The sequence below is a fragment of the Bacillus cereus group sp. MYBK5-2 genome (assembly GCF_051915685.1).
GTDB classification, from domain to species: Bacteria; Bacillota; Bacilli; order Bacillales; family Bacillaceae_G; genus Bacillus_A; species Bacillus_A cereus.
Genome location: NZ_JBQAFE010000008.1, coordinates 182127 through 198956, shown reverse-complemented (window position 1 = coordinate 198956; position 16830 = coordinate 182127). Strand labels below are relative to the sequence as shown.

Genomic DNA, 16830 nt, shown 5'->3' with positions numbered 1-16830 from the left:
GAGGGGCATTTTTTTCCATTTCATATGGTAAAATGTTACTATCACATATTATGGGGATGGATTACATTATGTCTATTATAACTTTAGCTCTCTTATTATTAGCCGAAATACTCGTTGCCATTATTCTCATCGGTGTTAGTATTGAGATTTGTAGTTACGGATGGAAAAAATCGAATGGAATAAAATATTCTTGTCTTCTACTTTCACTCCTTCTCGGAACTGCTAGCATACTCGGACTTCTCGCCGCACCTGCCTATTTCTTTATACAATTAACAGAAAAAGCGTTATAAGAAAGGATGTTAATATGATTACCGTGAAAAATATTGAGGGATCTGAAACTTACGTATTACGTCAAAAAATTTTACGCCCCAATCAAACATTAGCAGATTGTAAATACCCTTCCGATTATGAAACAGACACCTTCCACTTAGGCGCATTTATAAACGATGAACTAATTAGTATCGCTTCCTTCTCAAAAGAAATATATCCCGACTTACCAACGGGTATTCATTATCGTCTACGAGGAATGGCAACATTACCTGCATTTCGAAACAACCGTGCTGGAAGCTCCTTAATTCAGAAGGCGGAACAAATCTTGCAAGAACGCCAAGCAAATATATTATGGTGTAATGGCCGAATTACTGTAGCTGACTATTACAAGCACTTAGGCTTCCAGGAATATGGTGAAATCTTTAAAATTGAACCGATTGGCCTTCATAAAGTACTATATAAAAGAATATGAGAAAAGCTTTCCTCAATATGGGAAAGCCTTTCTTATATTTCAATCTTCTCTTTTTATTTTTTTCATATATATGTATATAAACAAACTTGGAACTAAAAAACAAGCAAACATAATAAGTCCTGTCATACTAATTTCCTTTATCGAAATATCTGGTATTACAACGATACAAATAGCTAAAATCCCAATAATAATACCTACCGGAATGAATAATAGCTTCATAAAATAACGACGCGACACTCCGCCCGTATGCTCATACACTTCCACTGAATTTTTCAGATTTAAAAAGTTAATAATTATTATCCCGCCCATAAATACCATTAATAAATCCGAAACACTTTCATATCCTGCCCATTGCAAGACATAGCGGTAAAAGACGATAGCTAGTATGACGATATTTTGTAAGATGAAAGCTAATCTAATATGTTTTAACCCTTCAATCATTAAACGTTCATCTTTCACGATTTTCATCCTACCACTCCTTTTCCTCCCAAAACAAATCATTCAACGTTTTATCTACTGCATAACAAATTTTTAAACATAAATCTAAAGATGGATTGTATTTCCCCTTCTCAATTAAACTAATCGTTTGCCTTGTAACGCCTACTTTTTCTGCTAATTGTTGCTGTGTTAAATCTAATTGAACACGCGCGACTTTTATTTTACTTACAGCCATTCATGTTCCTGCTACTAAAAATATAGACAAATGTATATTCTTAGAGTATTCCTGCTTCTACGTGCCCTGCCTCGCTAATCACTTGCTACTACAGTTTGCTGTGACACTTCACAGGCGTAAATTCCGATGTAGCCCACCGTACATATATACAATCTATTTACGTTAGTATTGTATATTTTTTTGCTTGTAAAAGGTTGATTGACGCATTTAAATCTCTATCTATTACATTGCCACATTCACATGTATATACTCGGTCAGACAGCTTTAAATCCGACTTTTTTTGACCGCAATATGAACACATTTTAGAAGATGGATAGAATCTGTCCACTTGCCGTAGTTCAATTCCATATTCCCTACATTTCGTTAATAACCATGTTTTAAAAGCATAAAAACATTGTTGCGCTACAGCTTTAGATAGATGTTTGTTCTTCATCATACCTTTCACATTCAAATCTTCTACTACAATAAACGTTGGCTTGGTTTTCACCACATCATTTACAATAGACTTTACATACGCTAATCGAATATTTGCTAGCCTAGCATGTAGTTGTTGCACCCTAAGAATATTTTTGTTTATATTCGCTCTTTTATTAGTAACAGGTTGTTCACCTCTCTTTCTTATATTTTCAAATTTGCGTGATAAAAAGCGTTGTTCACGTTTTAACCGTTTTTCTATCTTTTTTACTTGTATTGTTTTATTTATATTTTTGTGAGTTTTTCCATCGCTACGTACAGCGAAGTCTTTAATTCCCAAATCAATTCCTAGACCTACTGTATTGAGAGTTGCATTTGGTTTTACCTCTTTCACTTCACAGAGTATAGACACATAGTATCTTCCTGCTCTTTAATATACTGTACCACTTTTTACAGTTGTATTTTTTGAAATATATCCATACTCTTTTAACCTTATCCAACCAATTGTAGGGACTTTTACTCTATGTCTTTCTACTGTCCAATCTGTTTTGTTGTTTTTCGGAAAGTAGCACTTCACATCTTGCTTCTTCTTTTTTTTATATCGTGGAAACTTAGATAAACCTTTAAAAAACCGCTTAAAAGCTTTATCTCCATTCATAATCGCTTGTTTTACCGCTTTGCTCGACACTTCTTTAATCCACTGGTCACACTCTTTTGTATGAATGTTGTTTAACCATTTGGAAAAGTCATAACCACTAAGAAATTTCCCCTCCGACTCATATACCTCTTTATTTTTAGAGATATACAGGTTATATACATATCGACACACCCCAATAGTTTGACGGATTTTACTAATTTGTTCAGTTGTCGGTTTGATTTCTATTAAATATGCTCTTTTCATAAGTCTTCATCCTCCGACATTTTCTTTTTGTATTTTCTCAACCCATATATTCTACAGCTAAATACATGAATGATAGATATTAAATCCTGAACAAGTTCTTCTTGAATACCCATATATTTCTTATACTGTTCTTCTGTATAATATCTTCTTCCTTTTGGGTTTCGGTAAGCAGGTAAAACACCTTGATTGTCCCACCTTTGCAATGTCTTAACAGAGACATTAAGCATTTCTGAAAATTCTTTCGGTTTATATTGTTTCATAATTACTTTTCACTATGTATGCCTACTTTTGTCTATGTTTTTGTTTACTGTTTCTTTCTCCTCCACCCTTATTATAATATATATTCCAATAAGTAATTTATATTTTACATTACTAATTTAAGTTTCACTTTATTATACACAAAAAAGGAGCCCCTCATAAGAAGCCCCCTCTCCTATATTATAAGAATAAATGACATCCAAATAAAATTGTAAATAAGTATAGTAACGGATGCACTTCCATCCCTTTCCCTTTCACAATTTTCAAGACTGGATACACTAAAAATCCAATTGCAATTCCATTCGCAATACTAGATGTTAACGGAATACCTATAAAAATTAAAAATGCTGGTAACGCATCTTCAAATTCATTCCAATTAATATCTCGAATGCTTTGTGCCATTAAACTACCTACTATAATTAATGAAGGAGCTGTAATAGCGGCTACACTTGATAAAGGAGCAATAACAGGACTAAAAAATGCCGTTATAATTGTTAGACCAACAACTACAATCCCTGTTAATCCAGTTTTACCACCTGCAGCAATACCTGCTGACGATTCAATCGTCGCTGCTGTTGGGCTTGTTCCAAAGATAGAACCTGTAGTCCCGCCAATCGCATCTGCAATAAACGCTTTACCAAAACGCTTCTCTGTATTGTCTGTAATTAAACCTGCTTGTTTAATTAAACCAAGTAATGCACCTGTTGTATCGAATAAAAGTACAAGTAAAAATGAAAATACAACGCCGTATAATCCGTATTCAATTACATCTGAAAAGGCATTGATTGGGTTTGAAACGATGATACCCTCTGGTAAATGAGGCATCGCCACAATTTTATCAGCAAACTTCAATTGCCCTGTAAAGAAGGCAATAATTCCTGTCACAATCATACTAATAAATAATGCACCGCTCACACGCAATGTCATTAATACCGCCGCTAATATTAAACCAATTAAAGTTAAAATAACAGCTGGAGAATGAAAATCACCAATCGTAACTAAATTAGACGGATGATCCACGATAATTCCAGAAAGGCGCAATCCAATAAAAGCAATAAATAGTCCAATTCCACCTGCAATTGCATGCTTTAAACTATCAGGAATTGCTAAAATTAACTTTTGTCTAAACGAAGTAAAAGATAATAAAAGAAAAATAATCCCCGTTACAAATACAGCTGAAAAGGCAACTACATATGTAATCCCTTCTGCCTTCTGTACAACAGAATAAGCAAAATATGCATTCATTCCCATAGCTGGAGCAATAACAATCGGATAATTCGCGAAAATCGCCATACCTACTGTTCCAACAACGGTTGCAATAATTGTTGCTGTAAACGCTTGGTCAAATGGTACACCTGCATCAGATAATATTTTTGGATTGATGACAAGAATATACGCAAATGTAAAAAAAGTTGTGATGCCAGCTAAAAACTCTTGCTTCACAGAAGTGTTATATTTTTGTAATTGAAACATGCTTATGTACCCTTCCTACACCTGAATTATTATCACACATTCTTTTTCTTACTAGTATGTGAGAAAATATAATACTTAATCTTAACAATCAATAAAAAGAAGAGTCAATATATTCCCTAATAGTTCGAATTTTAAGTTTAAGTCTGACAAGTACAGATGTAGTACAGTTCATTATGATTATTTTTGTAGCATAACAGATAGAAATGTTTTATAATTTGAAATAGTTAAATATTTAGCAAACGCATTCAAATATCGTTCACTCTACAAGGGGGATTCTTCTTATGCAGCACACAAACAAATCTGGAACTTTAAATCGTGGTTTAAAAGAACGACATATTACTTTAATGTCACTGGGCTCAGCTATTGGCGTTGGACTATTTTTAGGATCCGCTTCCGCCATTAAACTAGCAGGTCCTTCTATTTTGCTAGGCTATATGATTGCCGGTCTCGTTATTTTTTTCATTATGCGAGCGCTTGGGGAAATGGCAATTGAACAACCTGTTGCTGGTTCTTTTAGTAAATATGCATATGATTATATTGGACCACTCGCTGGTTATATTACTGGCTGGAATTACTGGTTCTTATGGGTTGTTACTTGTATGGCTGAAATTACAGCAGCTGGTATTTACATGCAGTACTGGTTCCCAGATATCCCGCGCTGGATTTGGGCATTACTTGCTCTATTATTAATGAGCGCTTTTAACTTCTTATCGGTAAAAGTATTTGGAGAACTTGAGTTTTGGTTTGCTCTCATTAAAATTGTCACAATTATCTGTATGATAGTAGTCGGAGCTGGTATTATTTTATTCGGATTCGGAAACGGTGGTATCGCTACTGGTATTTCAAATCTTTGGTCACATGGTGGCTGGTTCCCAAATGGATTTTCTGGGTTACTACTCTCCATGCAGATGGTACTATTCGCTTATTTAGGCGTTGAATTAATCGGTGTTACAGCTGGTGAGGCTCAAAATCCGAAGAAAACACTCGCAAAGGCAATCGATAACGTATTTTGGAGAATTCTACTCTTTTACGTTGGGGCATTATTCGTTATGATGGCAATTTATCCATGGAACGAACTTGGTGAGAAAGGCAGTCCATTCGTATTAACATTCCAACAAATTGGTATCGCAAAAGCAGCAGGTATTATTAACTTTGTCGTATTAACAGCAGCTCTTTCTTCTTGTAACGGTGGTTTATTTAGTACAGGCCGTATGCTATATACATTAGCTCAACAGAAAAAAGCTCCTGAAAGATTTGGTCGTTTAAATAAAAATGGCATTCCAAGCCAAGGAATTGTAGCAACTGCTATCGTTTTACTAATTGGTGTTATATTAAACTATCTCGTACCTGCAAAGGTATTTACATGGCTTACTAGCATTTCAACTTTCGGTGCAATTTGGACTTGGGGAATTATATTAGTCGCTCAAATTAAATTCCGTAAAAGCTTGCCTACTCAAAATAAACAAAAGTTATCGTATAAAATGCCTTTATACCCATTAAGCTCATATTTCTCACTCGTTTTCCTTGTATTAGTATTAGGTATAATGGCGTATTCAGAAGATACACGAATTGCATTGATTGTCGGCCCAATTTGGCTTATCGGCTTAGCAATCGTATATTACATGAAAGGGTTTCATAAGATTGATGAAACACCTAACTCAAAAATTAGTTAAGCAAAACATCCCTTCCTTATTACTTGGAAGGGATGTTTTTATATCTATATAAATATTTCTCAACAAAATTCACGGTATTTTTACAATTTTTTAATATTTTTTATGTTTTCCGTCTTTATTTTTACAGAAAAATAAATTACATTATTAAAGCACATATATTTATTATTAGGGGGATTCTTCTATGAAGAATAAAAAATGGATTACATTTTCTTTAGCAACAGCAATTACACTAAGTATAGGGACCTCGTTCATACCGTCTACTTATGCCGAAAGCTCTGTAGACCCAGCTCCTGAAATTGCTGCAAAAGTTGTAAATCAAAACAATGGGAAGAAAGTATTATTCGATAATACACACGGTCAAACTGCTGGGACAGCTGACTGGGTTATTGACGGCGGCTTTTCTGACTTCGGAAACGGCATTGCAAAAAACGGATATCACGTAAAGGAACTTCGTAAATCAACACCTATTACGTACGAAGACTTAAAAGATTACAATGTATTTATCGTTCCAGAAGCTAATATTCCTTACAAAAAATCTGAGCAGGACGCTATGTTACAATATGTAAAAAATGGTGGTAGTATCTTCTTTATTGCTGATCATTACAATGCAGATCGTAATAAAAATCGCTGGGACTCTTCTGAAGTATTTAATGGATATAGACGCGGTGCTTGGGATAATCCAGCAAAAGGAATGTCTAATGAAGAAGCAAATTCACAAGCTATGCAAGGAGTAGAAAGCTCTGATTGGCTCTCTGACAACTTCGGTATTCGCTTCCGCTACAATGCACTTGGTGATGTTTCAGCGAAAACAATTGTATCGCCTGAACAATCTTTCGGAATTACAAAAGGTGTTTCGTCTGTAGCAATGCATGCTGGTTCTACTCTAGCAATTACAAACCCAAAACTAGCAAAAGGACTTGTTTACCTTCCAGAAAATCCATCAAAATGGAATAACGCTGTTGATAGTGGCGTTTATAATGGCGGTGGTATTGCAGAAGGCCCATATGCTGCTATCGCAAAAGTAGGACTTGGAAAAGCTGCCTTTATTGGTGACTCTTCTCCTGTTGAAGATGCTACGCCAAAATACGTTCGTGAAGATTCTGGCCAAACAAAGAAAACTTACGATGGTTATAAAGAAGAAAACGATGCGATTTTATTAGAAAACATCGTAAATTGGTTATCAAATAAAGAGACATTTACAAGTTTAGATCAAGTAAATGGTTTACAACTTGATTCACCTACAGCTCTACAAACATTTGAACAGCCAAGCTTATCAACAGAACCACAACCTGAACCTTGGAGTGCACCAAATGCAGGTTATCAATGGTTTAATACAAATACTTTTAAACCAGGTTCATACGGTTATAACGGTGCGGTAACAACAAGCGACTACGTCGTTACACACCCTAGCATTCTACCAAACAATGAAATTTTCCAAATGAAGATTCAAGTAAATAACTTACTACCTAATACAACGTATAACAACTATTCTTTAGGTATCTTCACTACTGGTGGAACACAAGTGGCTAAAGTACAAAATGCAAACGGCACTTGGCCATCTACTTTCGGATATAGTAGTGCATTTTCTTTCACAACAAACAGCTTAGGCTCTGCTGAGAAAGTTGTAAATGTACAGATTGATTCAAATACAACTGGACAAGCAACGCTTCGTCTACGCCAAAATACAACAACGAAATATAATGAAACTGTAACGATTAATAAGAAATAATAAAAAAGGCAATCCATACATGGATTGCCTTCTTCTCACTTCTCTTCCTTCGAGAAAAACATTCTTGAAATAACGATACCTATACTACCGACGATTAGGAATAACACTGCCCTAATCATCATCGATACCTCCGGTAAGTCAAGTAAAAATAACTTCCCTACCGTTACGACTAAAACGACTAAACCAGCATATAATATTTCATTCATATTTCTATTTCTTCCAAACCAAACCGCAAATAATGCATATACCATCCATAATAACGATACTGATACACTAATTACGCTTCCATCTGTAGATAAAACTTCACCGATTCTCGTAATTGTAATAAATACAATTATCATAAACCAATAGAGCACTATAGAATACATATATTTGCCGAAGCTCGCTAATACTTCTTTCGCTTCTCTCATGCAATAATAGAACGTTCCTATTAAAATAAGATGAGCAACAAAGCCTGCCGAAATAAATTGATCAAACGGGCTAAAAATAGTCTGTATCATTCCAATTGCGTAAACCGTCGCACTAACATACAATTTTATCTGTTGTTTTACTTTAATAGAAGTGACCATGCCGAGGAAACCTTGTAACAATAGTACAATCGCTGCATTCACTAAACTATACTCATATAAAATTGCTAAACTAAATGCTCCCATTGCGAAACCAAATAAGAGATTTGTAAATGTAGAATGTCTATTTTTCCTATATTCACATACGAACATAGCGGCATGTACGAATGCACTAATAATCAATCCCCATGTTGTAAAATCAGGTATTTTTGAAATAGCTAGTATAAAGAACACTGCATTCGCACTAAATATCGCCAAACGTGGTTCTAGTATAAAACTTCTCTCCGTAAACATATGCCAAAATAATAGTAAATGAATCAAACCATATACAATCGTTAACTGTATTTGCAAGTTCTCTACTAACATTGACATAACAGCAAAGAAAACGAAAAGGACAATGGCAGCAACAGCGTAAGAAATCAGATATAAGTATTTATAACGATTTTTCAACGCATACCATAATAAACTAAGTGTTAATACTGTCTCATATCCAAAGAAAATATAAGGATTAGGAGTCGTACTATTTAACAAGAATGGTACGAAGAACGCACCGACCGCTACGAAAATAGTGAGATATTCCGATTGATATCTTTTCGCTAAATAAATACCTAAAATAACCCATGCAATATTACAGAGAAACGCGACACTTGCCGGAATAAATCCATATAAATAATGTGCTGCAAACGTCGTTAGAACAATCCCGGTAATACTTCCTCCAGCTAATACTAATCCTAACGCTTGCCGCTCTCTTTTAATTTGAATATCTCCTATATAATACAACCCGATAGATAATGCGATACCAAACACAATTCGTATCGCTGGTGTTAATAAACCAGCATCTACCCCTGCTTTAAATAACCAGATCACTCCAAGCAACATAATACCGACAAATACACGCGGTAACCACGTCTGACAAAACTTAATAATATTAAATGGCTCTGGTTTAAAAGCCGATATATCTACTTGTTTTAACTCAGGTTCTTGCAAAGGCTCTTTTATCTTAACTATTTCTTCTTTTGGCTTTTCCTCCATTACCGTTTCAATATATTCTTTCTTGTTCTTACTAACATGTTGCTGAGCGTTTTCTACTTCTATTTCCCTTTGCTTTACTTTTAATTCAGCAAGTGCTTCTTGAATTGTTTCAATTGCCGTTTCGAGTGCTTCTATTTTCTTATCCAAATCCTTCTTCATACGCTCCCCCCTTATTCGTCACTCTCATTAAACCTATATATTACCAATTATCTTTATCATACTCTTAGTCTATTCATTTTCAATAGTATTTTTCCAAAAAAAAGAAAGGTGTCTTCCCAAAATAGGAAAACACCTTTTTACTCATTTATTCTTATTTAGAAAAATGCTAACGATAAAACCAAGACACATGCCTACAATAGCTGGAACAATCCAGCCAACACCTTCTGTATAAAACGGGATGTATTTTAATGCTGACGTCCACTGATTCATCATTACATTTTTATTTAAAATGTCAATTGCACTAAATAACGCTACAACCAAAACAGTTACTGCATATACGTATGCATACTTTCCAATATACTGATGGAATAACCCTAGAATAATAAGCGTTAACGCAATTGGATAAATAAATCCAAGAATTGGTACTGATACTTTTAAAATTTGCGTTAACCCTAAATTAGCTAAAATCATACTAACAACGCTTACTATAAATGCCCACAATTTATAAGATACTTTCGGAAATGCACTCGCAAAAAATTGACTACAAGACGTAACAAGTCCAATTGAAACACATAAACACGCGATAGTAAAAATAAGACCTAATAAAACGACTCCGCCCTGTCCAAATAATGTAATCATAACTTGTGCTAACACTTTCGCACCGTTATCAAATGTTCCTAATGAGCCACTAATTGCCCCCACATATCCAAGGATGACATAAATAATCGATAATAATAGTCCTGCCCCAATTCCAGCAATACTCATATATTTCGCTAAACCTTTATCATCTTCAATACCCTTTGCACGTAATGCATTTGCAATAACAATTCCAAAGATTAAAGCAGCTAACGCATCCATTGTTAAATATCCATCTAAAAACCCTTGAAACATAGGAGCTTGGCCATAGTTCCCTATTGGTTCTTTCATATCTCCTACTGTTGTAAACATACTCTTTATAAAAATGAGTGCAATCATACATAATAATAATGGCGTCAAGACTTTTCCAAACAACCCCATTAGTTTAGATGGTGATAAACTTAACCAGTAAACAATACTAAAGAAAATAACTGTGTAAAACAATAATAATCCGTTTCCTGCTTCAGGGAATAACTGACCTGGCCCCATTTCAAAGGCTAAACTTCCCGCACGTGGTATACCAAGCCCAGGTCCAATAAATACATACACGATACATGGAAAAATAATTGCAAATGAAGAATGAACCCTACCCGCTAACGTTTGAAAACTTCCTGCTTTTGCAATAGAGATAACACCTAATATAGGAAGACCTGTTGCTGATATAATAAACCCTACTAATGAAATCCAAACATGTTCTCCTGCTTCATACCCAAGGAAAGGTGGAAATATCAGATTCCCTGCTCCAAAGAACATAGAGAATAACATAAGGCTAATAAGTAAAATTTCTTTTTTCTGTAACAATTTCATTTCTTTCTCCTTCTTTAATCTCATCTTTTATGAAATCAATTTCACATATAAAAAAGTACAATAACCCGCTTCCTTGCAAAGAAAACATAGTCCATAGTCTATCACAAAAGAAACACCCATTCTATAGCTATTCCTCTTTTCCAATTTCTTCTGAAAAATCAACCTTTATTGACTTATAATAGTTAATAAGGTAAAATATTAAATGTACAAAATTATTAACTTTGTTTTTGTTTGTGTCAGGAGGAAAATAACATGGAATCAGCGATACAACTAGAAAGAGAACAACAAAGAAAAAAGAAACATCCTCCAGGTTTATACTTACTCTTCTTTACAGAAATGTGGGAAAGATTTAGTTACTATGGATTACGAGGATTATTAACATTATATTTAACGACAGCTTTAGTAAGCGGTGGTCTTGGGTTTAGTCCCGCATGGGCACTCTCTATTTACGGATTTTATACTGGAGCCTGTTATTTCACACCAATGATTGGTGGATACTTAACAGACCGTTTTCTAGGTAGACGAAAAGCAATCACAATTGGTGGTATAACAATGGCAATCGGTAACCTTACACTATTTGCCTTGCAAAACCAATTAGGCCTATACCTCGGATTAGCGCTTATTATTATCGGTAACGGATTCTTCAAACCGAACATCTCTACACTGGTTGGAGAATTATACGAAGAGAACGATCCAAAACGTGATAGTGCATTTACCATTTTCTATATGGGTATTAACGTCGGGTCATTTTTAGCTCCACTCGTTTGCGGATTTTTATCAGAAAATTTATTCAAAACAACAGTTGATGGCGTTGTACATTACGGATTCCGTTACGGTTTCTTAGCCGCTTCAATCGGAATGATTATTGGACAAATTTTATTTACAACACTATCAAATCGCTTCCTTGGTAATATCGGTAAAAAACCAACTCGCGATTTACAAACAGCTGCTGGACAACCATCAGTAGGAGATACACCATTAACAAAAAAAGAAAAACAACGTACCGCAGTTATCGTCATTTTAACATGCTTCGTTGTCTTCTTCTGGGCTGGCTTTGAACAAGCTGGTAGCTCATTAACATTATATACAAACAAATTTGTAGACCGCTCTGTGTTCGGATGGGAAGTTCCAACATCTTGGTTCCAATCGGTCAATCCATTATTTATTATTTTGCTTGCTCCAGTCATTTCTGCATTATGGGCAAAACTTGCAACTCGCAAGCAGGGTGATTTAAAAATCCCAACTAAAATGGGACTTGGTATGATCTTGCTCGGTATCGGTTATATCATTCTCGTTATCGCTACATTAAAAACAGGTAGTGATGAACATAACATTACAGAAAAAGCAAACTTACTGTTTATCGTCTTTACGTATCTTTTCCATACGTTAGGTGAGCTATTCTTATCACCTGTCGGACTATCAATGGTTAGTGCGCTTGCTCCGGTAAAATTAGCATCTTTACTAATGGGTGTATGGCTAGCAAGTTCAGGTATCGCCAACATTTTAGGCGGACAACTTGCAAGCTTCACAACTTCACTTGGATACGCTGAAGTATTCACAGTTATTGGTGCTGTGGCAATTGTACTAGGTTGTGTTTTATTATTAATTTCTAAGAAATTAGTGAAATGGATGGATTAAAAAAGATGAGGAATTTCTCCTCATCTTTTTTTATGCTGTTTTACCTTTTTCAATTGCTTGTTCGTACAGCACTTTATGTTCTTTATATTCACTTGGTACGAAACTCTTATAGAAGAATGAGAACCAGCTGTCTCCCTTTTTATACCCTTCTTCTCGAATTTCCGCTGCTTTTTTATTCGATTTAAATCCTTCAGTAAACCATTTCTTTAACAATTCATTTCTTTCATACTTAGCAGGAACTTTTAAATCATAGTTTTCAAATGCATACTTATAGCCAGCCTTTTCTACTGCCTTTTTTGTAGACTTATAGCCTTTTTCATACGCTGTTTCATATGCCTTCACGTATACTTCTTTCTCTCTATTTCCAGGATTCTTTTCAGCTAGTTCTTTCCCTGTCTTTTCCCCTAACTCAGCTTGCTCTTTTTCAATTTTTTCTGTTCTTTCTTTATTCCCTACTTTGAATCCGTCTGCAAAGTTTACCTTAAACTCTGGAGCAACTTGACTATCGTCCATCGTCTCTTGTGCTAAACCTTGTTCTTTTCCTTTTTCAAAATGCGTTTTCTTCTGCTCTTCTAAAGACCATACGGCTGCATAAGTCGCTTTAAACGCTTGTTTATATGCATCAGATTTTCCAGCTACATGCACTTCTGCATCATTTTGTCCTGCTTTAAAATCAGTTTCTCCATTCTTTTGACCTTCAAGTTGACCTTTTTCCATATCAGCTTGGCGCTGCGCTTCCTCTTGCTTACGTGCCTCTTCAGCTTTTCTTTGTTCCTCGGCTACACGTTGTCTCTCTTCTTCAGCTTTACGCTGTGCTTCTGCATTACGTTGTTTTTCCGCCTCAGCGTTGCGTTGCGCTTCTGCAGCACGTTGTTTTTCCGCCTCAGTATTGCGCTGTGCTTCTGCTTGTCTCTCAGCTTCTACAGCACTATTATTATTCTGGCTAGGAGCTGGGCTCGTTGCGCCACTACTAGAAGCTGGTTTATTGTGATAATGATATTCCCCGTACTGTAATCCCCATTTCTCACAATTTGTACGACACGTATGTCCGCCATTAGCATCTGTACGCCCTGGATGTGCATAAGCTGAAATTGGAGCTACCAATAACGCTATACTCGTTGTTAAAAGAAGTTTCTTCACCTGTTGTCTCACTCTTGTTCCTCCCAAAATATAGAATCCTAACTTTATTATACATAAATAGAATAATATTTGAATACAAACCAAAATATTCTATTATTTCTCAACATTAGTAAAAAAAGAAGGTGAACCCTTTAAAGAGTTCACCTTCTTTTTTACTTCTTCGCCTTCGTTCCTACTAAATCACCAGCAACAACATAACGCTTAGAATTATCCTTTACAGATACACATGTAATAAGCGTTATCTCATCTTTCCCATGATCCTCTACAACTTCCCACTTATCAGGAGTTACTTCAGATACACCAGTAACCGTATACTCATATTCATTTTCATTGTCATACAAATAAATTTTATCGCCTTTTTTCAAAGAAGCTATATCACTAAATAAAACACCTTTTTTAGACATATTATGTCCTGCTAATGCGTAATTTCCTTTTCCCATAACTTGATTCTCTTTTACTGTCGCTGCACCTGATAATAAGTTTTTTTCAGTAGAAGCTTTTAAAACAGGCAGTTCTACTGAAACACTTGGAATCGAAATACGACCAATTACTTGTTTCTTATCTAATGATGCATTCGCTACTTCCGCCAAGTCTGGTTGATTAATTTTGGAAGCATCTACAAATTCCGTCTCATGCTTTTCATAATCCATCTTTTGAACAGCCTGCACATTTTCAGTCTGTTTCTTTTCAGCCTGATATCCATCATAAAATGGCTTTCCAATTAATACGCCACCTACAACAAATAGCAGAATTGCTACTATACTATAAATTCTTTGCTTATTCATACACAGTTCCTTTCCCTTACAAAATCTTACTCTATATAAAATGATAAAATAATATCGCTATATGTACAAGTATTAGCTTAAAAAGAAACCTTCTTGCCAGTGCAAGAAGGTTTCTTTTTAAGTTAATTTATTTCTGTATAGTGATACGTGAAATACTGTCATTTGAATAAAGAAAATAGAAAATAGAATATATAATGGGTATCCAGGAAGATATTCATTAATAATAGGCGAAAAAGTTAAAAATCCAACTGCACAAGGTAACACAAATCATAACGATACAAATGTTGTTCGACAAGCTTTATCCGTAATCGCTTTTTCACGTTCATCTTCTAGCGGAAATAATAATGGATACATCCAAAAAGATAAATTCTTATATTTTTTCTTTTTAATTCTATAAAAAATTGTAACTATAATTGCTCCAATAAACAATAAAATGAATGGTACTCCATTAAACCATACTTCAAATGGGAATTTCTCGTTTTTAATTATATCGGCTAACTCTGTAATGACACTATAAAATTCAACAAATGTCCAGCATGCTAAAGCAGTATAAAGCACGTTTATGATATAAGAAAAAACAATTCTATTCATCCTCTTCCTCCTCCTTATTTAAAACAAACACGTCTTCCATCTTTAACTGGAAAACATCACAAATCGTAAGTGCTAATAACAAAGAAGGAACGTAATCCCCTTTTTCAATTGCAGCAATTGTTTGTCTCGTTACTCCAACCTTTTCTGCTAATACACTTTGCGTAAAGTTAAAACGAGCTCTTAATTCTTTTACTCTGTTTAAAATGGTCAAATTTACCACCTCTCACCATTATTGTATGCTATCCTCAACAAAATGTAAACTTAACTTAACATTATTATTATAAAAAAATCCAACTCTACGTATTGTAAAGTTGGATTACTTGTTAGTTTAAAATTTTAACTTTAACTGTTCTTCTACCCCAGTCATTAGCTTGAGCTGAATTTGGCATTAATAGATCAATGATATGCCCTTTTATTGCACTACCAGTATCTCCAGCAATTGCTGTTCCATATCCTTCTACATATACAGTAGAACCTAATGGGATAACAGATGGATCTACTGCAATTAATTTCATGTTTGGATTTGCAGTTAAATTATGTCCTAACTTAGATTTTACAGTTTCACCCGGTTTATAGCCGTTTTCAGATGGGTCAGCTGTATAAGCGGTTGCTGTTACGTAAAATTCTTTTCCACCTTGAGTTGGTTTCGTATCAGGCTTAGACTCTGTTTCTGTATTTTTTGCTACAGGTTCAGCTGGTTTACTAGCTTTTTCCTGCTTTTGCTTTTCAGCAATTTCTGCTTGTGCTTTCGCTAAAGCTTCTTGCTCTGCTTTTGCAGCCGCTTCTGCTTTTGCACGCTCTTCCGCTGCGATTCTTGCTGCTTCTTGCTCACGAGCAATCGTTTCTTGTACTGTCTTCATATTTGATTCAATTTTAGCTTTCTCTTCCGCTGCTAAATTAAGTTGACTTGCAACTTCATTATATTTAGCTTGAACTGTTTGTAAGTTATCTTGACGTTTTTTCAAGTTATCTTGCAGTTCAGCTTGCGCTTTTGCTAATTTTTGTTTGTCTACTACTAAAGATGCTTCTTTTTCGTCAATTGTTTTCTTATCTTCTTCAATTTGACGAAGATCTTGTTCTTGTAGACGTAAAATTTCTTTATCAGCTTCTAGAATAGTAGAAACTGCGTTCATACGTTGTAAGAAGTCTGCAAAGTTTTTTGACTCTACTACAACTTCTACTACTAAACTTGTATTTGAACTGTTTTGAACAGAAACCATACGTTTTCTCATAATATCTTTACGAGCAAGGACTTTATCCTCCAAAACGACAATTTCTTGCTTTTTTTGCTCAATCTGCTTATGTGTTTCATCGATTTTACGTTGAATAGCAGCTTGATCCTCTTTATTTTTTGCAATTGTATTATTTAAATTATGTAGTTCGTTTTCGATACCTTTAATTTCTTTACTAACAGCTTGCTTTTCTTGCTCTTTCTTTTGCATTTCTGCATCGTTTTGTTGCAATTGCTGTTGCATGTTGTTAAGTTTCTCGTCGTTTGACTCTGCTTTAACAGCGACTGTACTAGAAAGACCGATAATTCCTGCTAATACTAGACAGCTGATTCGCTTAAAATAGTTCATAATCCGACTCCCTTCTTATACAGTTATACATGA

At 34.9% G+C, this 16830-nt stretch carries 15 protein-coding genes and 2 pseudogenes; 5 read left to right on the top strand and 12 right to left on the bottom strand.

Features of this window, described 5'->3' with window-relative positions:
• The first annotated feature begins 32 nt into the window (after positions 1 to 32).
• Together ACTFP3_RS23650 and ACTFP3_RS23645 are read left to right on the top strand one after the other, a co-directional pair.
• The gene (locus tag ACTFP3_RS23650; protein WP_000926991.1) at positions 33 to 290 is read left to right on the top strand and encodes a DUF4022 family protein; all 258 of its coding nucleotides are present in this window, start codon (positions 33 to 35) and stop codon (positions 288 to 290) included.
• 14 nt (positions 291 to 304) lie between these two features.
• Positions 305 to 742 (top strand): GNAT family N-acetyltransferase, encoded by a 438-nt coding sequence (locus ACTFP3_RS23645; RefSeq protein WP_440011414.1) that lies wholly within the window; start codon positions 305 to 307, stop codon positions 740 to 742.
• 39 nt (positions 743 to 781) lie between these two features.
• On the opposite strand, the gene ACTFP3_RS23640 is transcribed toward ACTFP3_RS23645, so the two are convergent.
• From ACTFP3_RS23640 to ACTFP3_RS23620, 5 genes and pseudogenes are all read right to left on the bottom strand, one after another.
• Positions 782 to 1210 carry a hypothetical protein gene (locus ACTFP3_RS23640; RefSeq protein ID WP_326036362.1) on the bottom strand — a complete coding sequence of 143 codons (429 nt, stop codon included), beginning with the start codon at positions 1208 to 1210 and terminating at the stop codon, positions 782 to 784.
• A 1-nt stretch (position 1211) separates the two neighbouring features.
• The gene (locus ACTFP3_RS23635; protein ID WP_000301183.1) at positions 1212 to 1415 is read right to left on the bottom strand and encodes a helix-turn-helix transcriptional regulator; all 204 of its coding nucleotides are present in this window, start codon (positions 1413 to 1415) and stop codon (positions 1212 to 1214) included.
• Between the two features lie 157 nt (positions 1416 to 1572).
• Positions 1573 to 2730 (bottom strand): annotated as a pseudogene (locus ACTFP3_RS23630) (RNA-guided endonuclease InsQ/TnpB family protein).
• Complete coding sequence (locus ACTFP3_RS23625) at positions 2727 to 2990, bottom strand: MerR family transcriptional regulator (protein WP_000816201.1); 264 nt, start codon at positions 2988 to 2990, stop codon at positions 2727 to 2729. Before ACTFP3_RS23625 ends, ACTFP3_RS23630 begins: the two are co-directional and overlap by 4 nt.
• Before the next feature lie 178 nt (positions 2991 to 3168).
• Positions 3169 to 4461, bottom strand: coding sequence for an NCS2 family permease (locus tag ACTFP3_RS23620; RefSeq protein ID WP_440011412.1), 1293 nt, complete (start codon positions 4459 to 4461; stop codon positions 3169 to 3171).
• 281 nt (positions 4462 to 4742) lie between these two features.
• Here ACTFP3_RS23620 and ACTFP3_RS23615 point away from each other — a divergent pair, with 281 nt between their 5' ends.
• A complete protein-coding gene (locus ACTFP3_RS23615; protein ID WP_006919303.1) occupies positions 4743 to 6134 on the top strand; it encodes an amino acid permease in 1392 nt (463 codons plus the stop codon).
• A 181-nt stretch (positions 6135 to 6315) separates the two neighbouring features.
• On the top strand, positions 6316 to 7863 hold the full coding sequence (locus ACTFP3_RS23610; RefSeq protein ID WP_000791509.1) for a DNA-binding protein: 1548 nt from the start codon (positions 6316 to 6318) through the stop codon (positions 7861 to 7863).
• A 35-nt stretch (positions 7864 to 7898) separates the two neighbouring features.
• On the opposite strand, the gene ACTFP3_RS23605 is transcribed toward ACTFP3_RS23610, so the two are convergent.
• Positions 7899 to 9620: a DUF2339 domain-containing protein gene (locus ACTFP3_RS23605; protein WP_049107282.1), complete on the bottom strand. Its 1722-nt coding sequence runs from the start codon at positions 9618 to 9620 to the stop codon at positions 7899 to 7901.
• 141 nt (positions 9621 to 9761) lie between these two features.
• Positions 9762 to 11063, bottom strand: coding sequence for a branched-chain amino acid transport system II carrier protein BrnQ1 (gene brnQ1, locus ACTFP3_RS23600; RefSeq protein ID WP_000771692.1), 1302 nt, complete (start codon positions 11061 to 11063; stop codon positions 9762 to 9764).
• Between the two features lie 252 nt (positions 11064 to 11315).
• Here brnQ1 and ACTFP3_RS23595 point away from each other — a divergent pair, with 252 nt between their 5' ends.
• The gene (locus tag ACTFP3_RS23595) at positions 11316 to 12701 is read left to right on the top strand and encodes a peptide MFS transporter (RefSeq protein ID WP_000443143.1); all 1386 of its coding nucleotides are present in this window, start codon (positions 11316 to 11318) and stop codon (positions 12699 to 12701) included.
• Positions 12702 to 12731: 30 nt separating this feature from the next.
• Here ACTFP3_RS23595 and ACTFP3_RS23590 read toward each other — a convergent pair whose 3' ends face one another.
• The 5 genes and pseudogenes from ACTFP3_RS23590 to ACTFP3_RS23570 form a co-directional block, all read right to left on the bottom strand.
• Complete coding sequence (locus ACTFP3_RS23590; protein WP_440011409.1) at positions 12732 to 13853, bottom strand: YHYH domain-containing protein; 1122 nt, start codon at positions 13851 to 13853, stop codon at positions 12732 to 12734.
• A gap of 140 nt (positions 13854 to 13993) precedes the next feature.
• A complete protein-coding gene (locus tag ACTFP3_RS23585; RefSeq protein WP_001041727.1) occupies positions 13994 to 14626 on the bottom strand; it encodes a class A sortase in 633 nt (210 codons plus the stop codon).
• 117 nt (positions 14627 to 14743) lie between these two features.
• Positions 14744 to 15217, bottom strand: a pseudogene (locus ACTFP3_RS23580) (DUF2178 domain-containing protein).
• Positions 15210 to 15437: a helix-turn-helix transcriptional regulator gene (locus ACTFP3_RS23575; RefSeq protein ID WP_011109823.1), complete on the bottom strand. Its 228-nt coding sequence runs from the start codon at positions 15435 to 15437 to the stop codon at positions 15210 to 15212. Before ACTFP3_RS23575 ends, ACTFP3_RS23580 begins: the two are co-directional and overlap by 8 nt.
• Positions 15438 to 15540: 103 nt before the next feature.
• A complete protein-coding gene (locus ACTFP3_RS23570; RefSeq protein ID WP_001105783.1) occupies positions 15541 to 16797 on the bottom strand; it encodes a 3D domain-containing protein in 1257 nt (418 codons plus the stop codon).
• Positions 16798 to 16830: the final 33 nt, after the last annotated feature.